14 protein-coding genes are annotated in these 12,155 nt (G+C 61.1%); 6 read left to right on the forward strand and 8 right to left on the reverse strand.

What is annotated here, in order from left to right:
- Positions 1 to 6: 6 nt before the first annotated feature.
- A complete protein-coding gene (locus ACERHN_RS04225; protein ID WP_415921399.1) occupies positions 7 to 1,680 on the reverse strand; it encodes a sensor N-terminal transmembrane domain-containing protein in 1,674 nt (557 codons plus the stop codon).
- 89 nt (positions 1,681 to 1,769) lie between these two features.
- Entirely contained in the window at positions 1,770 to 2,471 is a 702-nt protein-coding gene (locus ACERHN_RS04230) for a response regulator transcription factor (RefSeq protein ID WP_415921400.1), read from the reverse strand.
- A gap of 340 nt (positions 2,472 to 2,811) precedes the next feature.
- Here ACERHN_RS04230 and ACERHN_RS04235 point away from each other — a divergent pair, with 340 nt between their 5' ends.
- Entirely contained in the window at positions 2,812 to 4,410 is a 1,599-nt protein-coding gene (locus ACERHN_RS04235; protein ID WP_415921401.1) for a phosphoenolpyruvate carboxykinase, read from the forward strand.
- A gap of 18 nt (positions 4,411 to 4,428) precedes the next feature.
- On the opposite strand, the gene ACERHN_RS04240 is transcribed toward ACERHN_RS04235, so the two are convergent.
- Both ACERHN_RS04240 and ACERHN_RS04245 read right to left on the reverse strand, forming a co-directional pair.
- Positions 4,429 to 5,145 (reverse strand): hypothetical protein, encoded by a 717-nt coding sequence (locus tag ACERHN_RS04240; RefSeq protein WP_415921402.1) that lies wholly within the window; start codon positions 5,143 to 5,145, stop codon positions 4,429 to 4,431.
- A 90-nt stretch (positions 5,146 to 5,235) separates the two neighbouring features.
- Complete coding sequence (locus ACERHN_RS04245; protein WP_415921403.1) at positions 5,236 to 6,099, reverse strand: LysR family transcriptional regulator; 864 nt, start codon at positions 6,097 to 6,099, stop codon at positions 5,236 to 5,238.
- 237 nt (positions 6,100 to 6,336) lie between these two features.
- On the opposite strand from ACERHN_RS04245, the gene ACERHN_RS04250 reads away from it, so the two are divergent.
- The 3 genes from ACERHN_RS04250 to ACERHN_RS04260 all read left to right on the forward strand — a co-directional run bounded on the left by ACERHN_RS04250 (position 6,337) and on the right by ACERHN_RS04260 (position 9,426).
- The gene (locus ACERHN_RS04250) at positions 6,337 to 6,633 is read left to right on the forward strand and encodes a helix-turn-helix domain-containing protein (protein WP_415921404.1); all 297 of its coding nucleotides are present in this window, start codon (positions 6,337 to 6,339) and stop codon (positions 6,631 to 6,633) included.
- Between the two features lie 406 nt (positions 6,634 to 7,039).
- Positions 7,040 to 8,728: an acyl-CoA dehydrogenase family protein gene (locus tag ACERHN_RS04255; RefSeq protein WP_415921405.1), complete on the forward strand. Its 1,689-nt coding sequence runs from the start codon at positions 7,040 to 7,042 to the stop codon at positions 8,726 to 8,728.
- Positions 8,729 to 8,829: 101 nt separating this feature from the next.
- On the forward strand, positions 8,830 to 9,426 hold the full coding sequence (locus tag ACERHN_RS04260) for a LysE family translocator (RefSeq protein ID WP_415921406.1): 597 nt from the start codon (positions 8,830 to 8,832) through the stop codon (positions 9,424 to 9,426).
- Here the strand turns inward: ACERHN_RS04260 and ACERHN_RS04265 are convergent.
- Positions 9,423 to 9,680, reverse strand: a complete 258-nt coding sequence (locus ACERHN_RS04265; protein ID WP_415921407.1) for a hypothetical protein — start codon at positions 9,678 to 9,680, stop codon at positions 9,423 to 9,425. The genes ACERHN_RS04260 and ACERHN_RS04265 overlap by 4 nt on opposite strands.
- 54 nt (positions 9,681 to 9,734) lie before the next feature.
- Positions 9,735 to 9,995, reverse strand: coding sequence for a hypothetical protein (locus tag ACERHN_RS04270; protein ID WP_415921408.1), 261 nt, complete (start codon positions 9,993 to 9,995; stop codon positions 9,735 to 9,737).
- Positions 9,996 to 10,165: 170 nt separating this feature from the next.
- Between ACERHN_RS04270 and ACERHN_RS04275 the strand changes: the two genes are divergently transcribed.
- The gene (locus tag ACERHN_RS04275) at positions 10,166 to 10,690 is read left to right on the forward strand and encodes a TetR/AcrR family transcriptional regulator (protein ID WP_415921409.1); all 525 of its coding nucleotides are present in this window, start codon (positions 10,166 to 10,168) and stop codon (positions 10,688 to 10,690) included.
- Complete coding sequence (locus ACERHN_RS04280; RefSeq protein ID WP_415921410.1) at positions 10,687 to 11,085, forward strand: META domain-containing protein; 399 nt, start codon at positions 10,687 to 10,689, stop codon at positions 11,083 to 11,085. Before ACERHN_RS04275 ends, ACERHN_RS04280 begins: the two co-directional genes overlap by 4 nt.
- Here ACERHN_RS04280 and recO read toward each other — a convergent pair.
- Together recO and ACERHN_RS04290 are read right to left on the reverse strand one after the other, a co-directional pair.
- Entirely contained in the window at positions 11,069 to 11,794 is a 726-nt protein-coding gene (recO, locus tag ACERHN_RS04285) for a DNA repair protein RecO (protein WP_415921411.1), read from the reverse strand. The genes ACERHN_RS04280 and recO overlap by 17 nt on opposite strands.
- Position 11,795: 1 nt before the next feature.
- Positions 11,796 to 12,125, reverse strand: coding sequence for a DUF1491 family protein (locus ACERHN_RS04290; RefSeq protein WP_415921412.1), 330 nt, complete (start codon positions 12,123 to 12,125; stop codon positions 11,796 to 11,798).
- Positions 12,126 to 12,155 lie beyond the last annotated feature (30 nt).

Here is a 12,155-nt window from a genome sequence, read left to right on the forward strand (position 1 = left end):
CCGCGCCTAGACCGGCAAACCCACGACGAACCGCGCGCCCAGGGGTTCGGACGTGATGTCAGCATCCGTAGGCCGGATATTCTCGGCCCAGATCACGCCACCATGCGCCTCGACAATCTGTTTCGAGATCGCAAGGCCAAGGCCGGAATTGTTGCCGAAATGCTCTTCGGGACGCTGCGAATAGAACCGTTTGAAGATCTTCGTCAGCGCCTGATCCGGGATGCCGGGGCCTGTGTCCTCGACCACGACAAGCACGCGGTTTTCGCGCTTGCGCGCCCACACGCGGATCGCATCGCCGTCTTCGCAGAAGGAAATCGCGTTGGTGATCAGGTTCACGAACACCTGCGCCAGCCGCGCCTCCAGCCCGTGCACCTCGATCGGCGCGGGCGGCAGGTCCGTGATGAACTCGATCCCTTTGCCACGCGCGTCCTCGCCAAGGTACTGGCCAAGATTTTCCAGCATCTGCAACAGGTTGAACGCCTCTTCCTCTTCCTTGACCAGTTCACTGTCAAGGCGCGAGGCGTTGGAGATGTCGCTGACCAGACGGTCCAGGCGGCGCACGTCATGTTCGATCACATCCAGCAGCTTTTCACGCTGATCATCGCGCTTGACCATGCGCAGCGTACCCACGGCAGAGCGCAGCGAGGCCAGCGGGTTCTTGATCTCATGCGCCACGTCCGCGGCGAATTGTTCGTTGCCATCAATACGGTTGTAGAGCGCGGAGATCATGCCGCGCAACGCACCCGAAAGCCGCCCAATCTCATCGGGCCGCGCGGTCAGGTCCGGGATGCGGATGCGGCCCGGGTTCACCTTGCGCGCATTCTTGTCCCGCCCCAGTTCAGCGGCGGCCGCCAAATCGGCAAGCGGGTTCGCGATTGTTGAGGCCAGCACAAGGCTAAGACCGATGGAGACAAGCGTCGCAATCACGAACATCTGCAGCACACGCTCACGCTCACCCCGCACAAGCGCATCAATTTCGCCCGATGCACTGGTCAGGGCCACCGCGCCAATGGCCTGCGCGCCCTGTTCAATCGGTGTCACAATCGCAAACAGCTGCTCACCCGCCGCCGTCACGACATTGCCCACCTGCGTTTCACCCTGAAGGCTCATAGCGACAAGGCCCTTGAGTTGCTCTTCGACCGTTGCGGGCGTGTCGACCGTTGGCGTGGAAAACGGGCGCGACACGACCGACCACAGCCATGTCAGACCGTCGGTCAAAACCGCCTTGCCCTTGTCCTCGACCCCGTCGTTGCGCAAATCGAGGCGCCCGGCGGCCTGTGCCACAAGGGTTTCGGTCGGATCAAAGACATAGACGTCCTTGCCCGTGCTCACGTCAAGCCCTGCGAGCGTTGCGTCAAGATCGACGCCATCCCCGCTCGACAGGCTGACCGGCGCGCCGGATGGCAATTGCGCCTCGATCACGTCAGCCACCAGTTCAGCCTGCGCGATGACGCCCGAAATCCGTTGCACCGCAAGGCTGTCGCGCGTCGAATTCAGGTAGAGAATACCCGCCACAAGAACGTTCAGCGCGATCAGATTAAAGGTGATGATCTTGCGCGCCAGCGGCGAGCTGCGCAGCGATACGAGACCCCGGCGCGCGCGGCTGTCGCGCATTTCGGACGACGCAACGCTGTCCGGCGCGACCCAGTCTTCGCCGAGCACGACATCGCCGTCCCGCATTGGTGGAGTGCCTGTATCTCGCACTGCACGTCCCCTGCCTGTTTTCAAAGGGCCATCATTGGCCCTTTGCACGCCCCGTTCTGGGGCTTTTAATCTTCGTTATAACGGTAGCCGATACCGTAGAGCGTCTCAATCGCAGAGAATTCATCGTCCGCGCTGCGCATCTTTTTGCGCAAACGCTTGATGTGACTGTCGATGGTCCGGTCATCCACATAGACCTGATCATCATAAGCCACGTCCATCAGCTGATCCCGCGATTTCACGAAACCAGGCCGTTGCGCCAGCGCCTGGAGCAGCAGGAATTCCGTCACGGTCAGCGACACGTCCTTGCCCTTCCAGCTGACCGCGTGGCGCAGCGGGTCCATCCGCAAATCGCCCCGCTCCATCACCTTGGTCTCTTCCGTGGTGCCGACCTCTTCGCTGGCCACCGCATCCTGACGGCGCAGCAGCGCCCGGATCCGTTCCACCAAAAGACGCTGCGAAAATGGCTTCTTGACGTAGTCGTCCGCGCCCATCCGCAGGCCCAGCACCTCGTCAATCTCGTCATCCTTGGAGGTCAGGAAAATGACCGGCATCGCGGTTTTCTGGCGCAACCGCTGGAGCAGGTCCATCCCGTCCATGCGCGGCATCTTGATGTCGAGCACAGCCATATCCGGGAGGCGCTTGTTGAATGCATCAAGTGCCGCCTGCCCGTCATTATAAGTTTCGACCTCGAACCCCTCGGCCTCAAGAGTCATGGAGACAGACGTCAGGATATTCCTGTCGTCGTCCACCAGTGCAATCTTGTTCATTGCCTGTTTCCTTTTACTACTCGAACTTATTGTTTGTTTTTCCGCCATATTCCCGCTTTTGGCCTTTCGAATCAATCAAGAAGTGCGAATCAGGTGTCGAATGCCCCCTCACAGTCGCCAGAAATTGGTTAGGAATGGCTAAATTGCCGCACATTCGCGCTTGACGAGTCCCTTCGGAAACACTGTTTGCGCAACCGGTCGCCATGGTGGCGCTAACTGCGCCCCCCTCGCCTGTTCACCCCGCAAATCTGCATGTTAAGACCGACGGGCGGCCGGAAACATCCCGGCCAGCCAACAGTTTGAGCAACTCCGCGCACCGCGCGGCATCAGGAGACATCGCATGACAATTGGACGGGTCAACCCGCAGTTCCGCCTCGAAGATCAAGGGATCACAGGGCTGGGCGATGTCTATTACAACTTGATCGAACCGACCCTGATCGAACGCGCGCTGGCCCGCGGCGAGGGCCAATTGGGCAAGGGCGGCACGTTCCTTGTCTCCACCGGCAAGTTCACGGGCCGGTCGCCCAAGGACAAGCACGTGGTCAAGACAGACAGCGTCGCGGACACAATCTGGTGGGACAACAATGCCGAAATGTCGCCCGAAGGCTTCGATGCGCTGTACAAGGACATGGTCGCCCACATGCAGGGCGGCGAATACTATGTACAGGACCTGACAGGCGGGGCAGACCCCAGCTATTCGATCAATGTGCGCATGGTGACCGAGCTGGCCTGGCACGGCCTCTTCATCCGCCACATGCTGCGCCGTCCCGATGCCGAGGATCTGGCGGATTTCGTGGCGGACTTCACGGTAATCAACTGCCCCAGCTTCCAGGCCGATCCTGCGAAACATGACTGCCGGTCCGAGACCGTGATCGCGATGAATTTCGATCGCAAGATGATCCTGATCGGCGGGACGGAATACGCGGGCGAGAACAAGAAATCGGTGTTCACCCTGCTGAACTACCTGCTGCCGGAAAAGGGCGTGATGCCGATGCACTGTTCGGCCAACCATGCCCATGGCAACCCCGTGGACACGGCCGTGTTCTTTGGCCTGTCGGGCACGGGCAAGACGACACTGTCGGCTGATCCGGGCCGCACGTTGATTGGCGACGACGAACATGGCTGGTCCGACCGCGGCACCTTCAACTTTGAAGGGGGCTGCTATGCCAAGACAATCAACCTGAGCGCCGAGGCGGAGCCCGAGATCTACGCAACGACCGAGAAATTCGGCACGGTGATCGAGAACATGGTGTTCGATCCGGACACCAAGGATCTGGATTTCGAAGATGACAGCCTGACCGCGAACATGCGCTGTGCCTACCCGCTGCACTATATCTCGAACGCGTCGGCGTCGGCGCTTGGCGGGCATCCCAAGAACATCATCATGTTGACCTGCGATGCCTTTGGCGTCCTGCCGCCCATCGCGCGGCTGACCCCGGCGCAGGCGATGTATCACTTCCTGTCCGGCTTCACGTCCAAGGTGGCGGGCACCGAACGCGGCGTGACCGAGCCGGAGCCGACGTTCTCGACCTGCTTTGGTGCGCCGTTCATGCCGCGTCGGCCGGAGGTCTACGGCAAACTCCTGCAGGAAAAGATCGCCAAGCACGGGGCCACTTGCTGGCTGGTCAACACCGGTTGGACCGGCGGGGCCTATGGCACCGGATCGCGCATGCCGATCCGCGCGACACGCGCGCTGCTGACTTCGGCGCTGGACGGCACGCTGGCGGCGGGCGAATTCCGCAAGGACGCCAATTTCGGCTTTGACGTGCCGGTGTCGGTGCCGGGTGTGGCCGACATCCTGCTCGACCCGCGCCGCACATGGGATGACGGTTCGGCCTATGACGTGCAGGCGGCCAAGCTGGTCGACATGTTCTCCAATAACTTTGAGCAATACCTGCCGCATATCGACGAAGACGTCCGCGCAGCAGCCATCGGGTGATGCAGACGCGCTGGCGGCTCAGGCCGCCAGCGCTTCGACCTCCGAGGTGGGCAGATCGAGGAGAAAGCGAATGTCCTCATCGCTCATATACACCATGACGGCCTCCATCGGATCCGGGTTGCCATGCACGTACCAGCGCAGCGCCAAGGGCTCTGCGTGCATGAACCCCATGCGCAGGCAGAACCCCTTGTAGGCCACGGGTTTGACCATGAACCCGACCACATGGCTCGCATCCAGTTCGCGCAGCGCCGTCAGCAGGGCATAGCGGCCCAGGATGCTCGACAAGCCCGAACCGCGATAGCGGTTCTTGTCCCCGCCAATCCACGTCTCACCGGAATAGACGACGCGCCCCGTGATCCGCTTGGCCCCCGGCCCCGCGCGATACCGAGAGCGTTCATAGTCGATATCCATCTCTGACGGGGAAAAGCCGTGGAAATTGGCGCGGAAGTAGTCGGCAACCGACCCTGCAGCCGTCGGCAAAAGCCGCAACGCCTGCGTATGCATGATCTGTCCGGTCTCATCCCGACCGATCACCCAAACCGCGTTGCGTGCGTGCAGATGATGCAGGTCCGTACGGAACGGGTCGCCCACGGCGTGATCCGGGCGCGCCTCGGCCACATGTTCACGATACTGGTCAAAGTCATGCCCGAGGGTCAGCCTAATGCCAAACCGGTTGAAGATATCCGAACTCGCGGCCTCGAATTTATCAGCTGCACCCAATCCATGAAATGCCATTGGCCCCTCCTGCGTTCTGCATTCAAGGCTGACGTTAACCTATTTCAAGTTGTATCGCTGAACTTTATCGCATTGCACGATCACGGATTTCTACATAAGCATGTCCTCCGGCATAAGGCGCAACATGTCGTTGGTGACACCGTGGATCTCCACATCATACGTACGTCGTACGACAGTGATCATGGCATAGCTGTGGTCCGGATACCGGGCACCCAGCAGCAGTCTCTCGTAACAAATTGGCGACAACGTCCCCGCGTCGCCGCGCGGGAACAGGGTATAGACGTGATCCAGTCGCATCGACTGAGTCGCCTCGACCTCCTCATAGGCTGCGTTCACCAAAAGCCCGAACCCGTCGCCACCCGGCATCTCGCCCAGGGATGCGCCAATACTGGAGCGTGCGCGCTTCCATCCGAACCAGCTGACATAAGAGCTGTGATCGCCCACTTCGGTGAACAGCCAGCGCCCGTTCACCGATCGTGATACGGTGCAGAACGGGCGCACCGCTTTAAACGCGTCATCCTCAAGATAGCCGCCCGCGGCGGACCAGGCCCGCACAACGGAATGCAACAGGTCGCCCTTGGACGCGAATGCCGCGGAAATCGGGTGCTGCTGCTGATAATGGCACCAGCCGTTCGAATCCTCGTGACGCAGATATTGCAGCCCGTTGATCATCCCCGACTGCCCGGTCAGCCAGCCCGTGCCCCGCGCCAGTATATCCAACGCCTCGGGCAGCGCCTTGCGACCCTCGTCCGTCAGCAGGTACTGCCGGTTTTCGACACTGAACAGCTTGGCCTGCTTGACCTCTTCCAGTTGCGTGATGTGCCGGCGCACCGTCTGCCGCGTGCTGTTCAGTTCGGCCACCGCGTGAGACAGGTTCAGCGTCCGCGCCAACGTCGTGAACGACCGGATCATTTCGAACAGCAAAGGCTGGTTCAGATCGGCAATATTTGACACCGGCGCATTCACCTGAGACGACTCCAATGGATGATTGATAATACCTTAGTGTTAAATATTTCATACATCAATACAACATTTGCGTGTGTTTAGATTATATAGACGTTCAATTGAATCGGCGCCTTCGATCCACGATCAATCCGGGAAACGGATCAACCGGAGGTAAAAAAAACGATGTCCCATCCCGTCGACGTGCATGTTGGAAAACGGCTCAAGCAGATCAGAACGCTGCGCAGAATGTCCCAGACAGATGTTGCCAAAAAACTAAGCCTGTCGTTCCAGCAGATTCAGAAGTACGAAATCGGCTCGAACCGCATTGCGGCCAGCCGTTTGTTCGAACTGTCCCGCATCCTCGACGTGCCGACATCCTATTTCTTTGAAGGTCTGGCCGAAGCCGAAACCCTGTCGCATCGCGACAAGGGCCTCGACATCGTCAACGCCCTGGCCGCGATCGAAGACGAAAAGATCAAATCGCGAATCGTGACCTTTATCGAGGACGTCTCCGGCCTCACAGTATCGCGTCGCGCCTCCTGATCCGCATCACGCCGGTGCTGCCCCATCGCAGCGCACCACCGGCGTGATCACTCCATCCGGCAAGGCGCGCGGGGATTTGCGTCCCACGTCGCCACGCTGTGTATGGTAATACGCGCCGCCCCACAGCGGCAAATCCCGTTCTCAGACAGAATCGATTGCGCGCCATCGCGCCGCAGAGTGACACACTGCCGCTCCTTCATGCGTTGCGCACGTTCCGCCGCCGTCGCATCTGTGCTGTGTGGCGGGCCGAAAACCTGCGGCGGATCAGAGGGTTAACAGCGTTAGCGCTGCACCGCAAAACATCAACACGTAATTTTTGATCAAAATACTGCATTCAAACGAATATTTGTTGCGCTGCACCTGCATAATGCGTAGGAGAGGACAACACGAGAAAGAGGATTGACTCATGGCGCATGACGGACAGGATTTGGGGGCGATGGCCCGTGTTTTGCTCGACGACCTTCTGACCCTCACCGGTGATGCTCTGGCACCGCTGGACACCGTTCTGGAAACGGCCAAAGTGCGCGTACGTGATCAAGTGAGCGTCGAGGGCCGCGTGTCCTCCACCCTGATCGAAGAGCACCAGACCGCCGCTCACGGGCTGGCCTGGCTTGCCACCTATGTCGAAGCGCTGCGCCAGATGCAGAAATGGGCCACCGCCCTCGACGCACAATCGAAATTCGGTGAGGTCGAGGCGTTGATCCACCAGATCGCTTTTGGCGAGTATCTCTGGCAGGTCTACGGCGGTCTGCAAATGAACCAGGGCGAAATGCTCCGCTTGCAGGACATGGGTCTCGATCAGGATGATATGCGCGCCCTGATGAACCCCGCCGTGATGACCCTCACGCAAGAGGGCAACACGCAGGCCGCGCGCCTGCGTCTCGTGGAGTTGATGCAGGAGCGCAGTGCCGAAATCACCGTGGGCGCGTCCGGGCTGGACGAAGAGCTGGAGATGATCCGGGAGCAGTTCCGCCGCTATGCCGTGGAAAAGGTCGAACCCTTTGCGCATGACTGGCACCTCAAGGATGAGCTGATCCCGATGGAGGTCATCGAAGAGCTCGCCGAAATGGGCGTGTTTGGCCTTACCATCCCCGAAGAATATGGCGGCTTTGGTCTGTCCAAGGCATCCATGTGCGTCGTGTCCGAAGAGCTCAGCCGCGGGTATATTGGCGTCGGTTCCCTTGGCACCCGCTCCGAAATCGCGGCCGAGCTGATTATCGCGGGCGGCACAGAGGAACAGAAGCAAAAGTGGCTGCCACAACTGGCCAGCGCCGAAACCCTGCCGACGGCGGTGTTCACCGAACCCAACACCGGCTCTGACCTCGGCTCCCTGCGCACCCGCGCGGTCAAAGATGAAAATGGTGACTACAAGGTCACGGGCAACAAGACCTGGATCACCCACGCCACGCGCACGCAAGTGATGACGCTACTGGCCCGGACAGACCCGGAGACAGACAATTACAAGGGCCTGTCGATGTTCCTCGCCGAAAAGACGCCCGGCACGGATGAAAATCCGTTTCCCACCGAAGGCATGACCGGCGGTGAGATCGAAGTGCTGGGCTATCGTGGCATGAAAGAGTACGAACTGGGCTTTGACGGCTTTCACGTGAAAGGCGAAAACCTTCTTGGTGGAGAAGAGGGCAAAGGTTTCAAACAGCTGATGGAAACCTTTGAATCTGCCCGCATCCAGACCGCCGCACGCGCCATCGGCGTTGCAGCGTCCGCCCTCGATATCTCGATGCAATACGCACAGGACCGCAAGCAATTCGGCAAGTCGCTGATCGCCTTTCCTCGTGTGGCCAACAAGTTGGCCATGATGGCCGTCGAAATCATGATCGCGCGTCAGCTGACCTATTTCTCTGCCTTTGAGAAAGACGAAGGTCGGCGCTGCGATGTGGAAGCTGGCATGGCCAAACTGCTTGGCGCGCGGGTTGCGTGGGCCGCTGCGGACAATGGGCTACAAATTCACGGCGGCAATGGCTTTGCGCTGGAATACAAAATCTCCCGCGTGCTGTGCGACGCGCGTATTCTCAATATCTTTGAAGGTGCCGCGGAAATCCAAGCACAGGTCATCGCACGCCGCCTGCTGGCCTGAGACCAAATCTTGAAGATTTGGTCCCGAGGCAATTCTTGCAAGAATTGCCTTTTCCGGACTGCATGCATTGACCGGACCACGCAAACGCGCAGTCTGGAACGATGCTGACTTTTGCTGCCGCTGTCTTCTTTCTCATTGTCACCCCCGGACCGGGGGTTCTGTCCGCAGCAGGCGTGGGCGCAGCATTCGGGATGCGGGCAGGCCTGCGTTATGTGCTAGGCCTGTTCATTGGCAACAATCTGGTGATCCTTGCCGTTGCGACAGGTCTTGGCGGGCTTGTCCTCGCCGACCCTGTGATCCGTACTCTCCTGTCGATACTGTCACTCGCCTACCTGTTATATCTGGCCCTGCGCATCGCTTTTGCCGGATCAAACCTCGCTTTTGCGCCTGCGACCTCCCGGCCGGGCATTCTCGCAGGGGTCCTGTTGCAACCGATCAACCCCAAAGCCTATGCCGTCAACACCGCGCTTTTCGCGGGGTTCTCAATCATGCCCGACGCGCTGATCGTTGAAGCGGTGTGGAAAATTGTAATCGTGAATGCGATATGGGTGCCCATCCACGTGATCTGGGTCTGGTTCGGAGGCAGGCTCAAGGCGCTCGACCTCAGCCCTTCAAAACAACGCGCAGTGAATACCGCAATGGCCGCATCCATGCTGCTCGTCGTGGGCCTTGCCGTCTGGACGCAACTGCAAGCCTAGCGTTGCAGGATGACCCGGCACGGATGCGTCGGCAGGAAGGACGGCCGATCCCGAGCCGCCTCTAGCCCGCATTGCTCCAACGCACGCTCTGCCGCGTCCTGCACCGTGATACCACGCGCAGCCGCATATGCACCGGTGCCGGACACCGCCAGCGCAGCGGGCCCCGGCGTGGCGCGCACACGCGTTACCAGACCCGCCAAGCTTTCGGTCAGTGGCATCTCCAGTCCCGGCACGGCCACAAGCGCGCGGCGCACTTCGACCACCTCGTAATCATCGCCATGCTCCCGGCACCAAGCCAGCGCATCCGCCTATGCCACCGCTTCGTCCAGATATCCATCGACCCAGCCAAAGGCCGTGGACCCGCGCGCGAAAACCGCCAGCGCGTCGTCCCGCCGGTCCCAACGCTCATAGGCCCACAGCATGTCCCCCCTCATTGCCCGGTCGTGCAAAGCAGTGTCCTCCGGGACACCCGACACGACATCTTCAGTCTGTGGCAACAGCTGCATGAGGTTCAGCGCCGCAAGCACGCCAAGCCCTGCAAAGACCGCGCCCAAATCCCAGATGCTCAAACTGTACCGCTTGTCTTTCACACACACGCCCTGTCCGGAAGTCGCTTCCAACACGCGCCGGTGCATTCAATATAGGCAAGACTTGGCACGGCTTGCGCAGCAAAGCGCCCATTCGCCGCAGACCGGGCAGTTTCCCTTGTAACTGGAAATACGCAGTCGTATCGCAAGATATGGCCAAAACACCTCTCTCCCCCGCTGCATGGATCGACGCCGGCCTGGACCAGCTGTCAAAACTGGGCCCACAGGCCTTGCGCGCCGAACCACTGTCCCGACATCTCAAGACGTCGAAGGGCTCATTTTACTGGCATTTCAAGGACGTACCGGCGTTTCAGGCGGCACTGCTCGCAGAATGGAAAACCCGCGCCCTCGCCACATTGGCCGAGGACGCGGCGGCTGATGGATCCTCAACGGACAAGCTGATCCGCTTTGGCCAAAGCGTACAAGCGGATGTCGCAGGTCCCGCCTTGCGCGCATGGGCACAGGCGGATGCGTCTGTTGCCTCCGTGCTGGCCGAGGTTGATGGCGCGCGCATTGCCCGCCTGACCGACCTGATGCGCGCCATCGGCCTCAAGAACGAAGACTTCTCCAAGGCCGCGTTCGGCGCGCTTATCGGGTTGCAGCAAACTCATCTCGATGATGGCGACGGGCTGGTGGCCTATGCCGCGCTCATCGACGTGGTGCTGGCCAGCGCATGATACGCCAGTGCATTCTCGCTGCTGCCATCGTCGCCGCTGCCGCCTGCAAGAGCACCGCTGCGGGATCCGGATATGGCGGCCCTGACACTGTGTGGCGCCTGACCACGATCGACGGCGCACCGGCACAGGCAAAAACCACGCTGACATTCCCCAACCCGGGTCGCATCGCAGGGCGCGCCCCGTGCAACAGTTACTTCGGTCCGCTCAATGGCACTTTCCCCCGCTTTGACGCCCCCGCAATCGCCTCCACCAGACGGGCCTGCCCGGACCGCAGCCTCGAGTCGCGCTATTTCGCGGCGCTGCGGGCGGCCAAGTCGGCGACACGCAACGGCGACACGTTGATACTGTCCGATGGCTCTGGCCGCCAGCGCGCCGTGTTCAAGCGCGCCGAGTGAACGCAGCCACAAAGCGCGCCCGCGCCTCCGGCAAGGGCCGCGTGCCAAGGTTCGGCGCCAACCGGTCTTCCAGAAAATACCCTGTGGTGCGCAGCGCCTGCGCAACCTCGCTATCCGGTGCCGCACCTTCACCCCGCAAAACAGGTGGCAGCGGCAGCAGCCGATCCACCCACGCACCCGCTCCGGCTTCACTCACCGCCCGCCCGGATTTGGGCGACACATAGGCCAAGCCGTCCACCGCCCCCGTCACGGCACAGCACCTCAGATCAAGGCCAAACCCCATCTCTTCCAGCAGCGCCACTTCCCACCGCAGATAAGCCAGCGGCCACACATCATCCTGCCCCAACAGATCCAGCAATTGCTCGGTCCGCCGGTACAGCGCCGGGTATGCCGCCCGTTCCGCCAGGCAAAACGACAAAAGCGCGGTCACCGCGTTAAGCCCGGCAAGCGCCAACCGGTTGCCCATCACCAGCGCCGCCCGGCTCCGCACCGGCTCCACGGCAAAGGTCCCGATATGATCCTCGAGCCGCGCGCGCCAGCGTACATCCAGTTGCGCACCAGGCTGCAAAATGGGCGCTGTCTTGCGGCTGGTCCCGCCGCGCACAACACCGGCATGGCGCCCGTGCTCCGGCGTGAACACGTCAATGATGACGCTGCTTTCCCCGTGCTGACGCGTGCTCAGCAGGATGCCGGTGCCGCGCCACTCCATCTCAGGCCAACCCGTCCTGATCCAGCAAATGCCGCCCCGCCCGGTCCTCGACCTCGATCACCCACAGGTCCGGGTCAAAGCCGCGCTGCCGGGCCACCGCCGCATCCACCTCCGCCTCGTCACCCGACACAAGCTCTGCCCACACCCGCGCATCGCGCATCAGATCAAAGCTGCGCTGATACAGCACCGCCCGCCCATCAAGCGTGTTCAACTTGACCAGAACCGCGCCGCCCGTGTCATCGCCATGCGCCACGACAAAGGCCGGGATATCCGCAAGCCGCAGCCGCGCCAGATACGCATCCACCCAGAACCGTGAGGTCAGACGCGCCACGCCAGCCCCGTCTCTGTTCCCCAAAAATCC

The organism is Tateyamaria rhodophyticola, assembly GCF_047777875.1.
Taxonomy (GTDB): Bacteria; Pseudomonadota; Alphaproteobacteria; order Rhodobacterales; family Rhodobacteraceae; genus Tateyamaria.

Excerpts from the sequence above, each read along its gene's own strand:
- ACERHN_RS04280 (WP_415921410.1), top strand. The coding sequence starts at position 10,687 with ATGATACGCCAGTGCATTCTCGCTGCTGCCATCGTCGCCGCTGCCGCC.
- ACERHN_RS04240 (WP_415921402.1), bottom strand. The coding sequence starts at position 5,145 with ATGGCATTTCATGGATTGGGTGCAGCTGATAAATTCGAGGCCGCGAGT.
- ACERHN_RS04225 (WP_415921399.1), bottom strand. The coding sequence starts at position 1,680 with ATGCGGGACGGCGATGTCGTGCTCGGCGAAGACTGGGTCGCGCCGGAC.
- ACERHN_RS04250 (WP_415921404.1), top strand. The coding sequence starts at position 6,337 with ATGTCCCAGACAGATGTTGCCAAAAAACTAAGCCTGTCGTTCCAGCAG.
- ACERHN_RS04235 (WP_415921401.1), top strand. The coding sequence starts at position 2,812 with ATGACAATTGGACGGGTCAACCCGCAGTTCCGCCTCGAAGATCAAGGG.
- ACERHN_RS04230 (WP_415921400.1), bottom strand. The coding sequence starts at position 2,471 with ATGAACAAGATTGCACTGGTGGACGACGACAGGAATATCCTGACGTCT.
- ACERHN_RS04260 (WP_415921406.1), top strand. The coding sequence starts at position 8,830 with ATGCTGACTTTTGCTGCCGCTGTCTTCTTTCTCATTGTCACCCCCGGA.
- recO (WP_415921411.1), bottom strand. The coding sequence starts at position 11,794 with ATGGAGTGGCGCGGCACCGGCATCCTGCTGAGCACGCGTCAGCACGGG.
- ACERHN_RS04275 (WP_415921409.1), top strand. The coding sequence starts at position 10,166 with ATGGCCAAAACACCTCTCTCCCCCGCTGCATGGATCGACGCCGGCCTG.
- ACERHN_RS04255 (WP_415921405.1), top strand. The coding sequence starts at position 7,040 with ATGGCGCATGACGGACAGGATTTGGGGGCGATGGCCCGTGTTTTGCTC.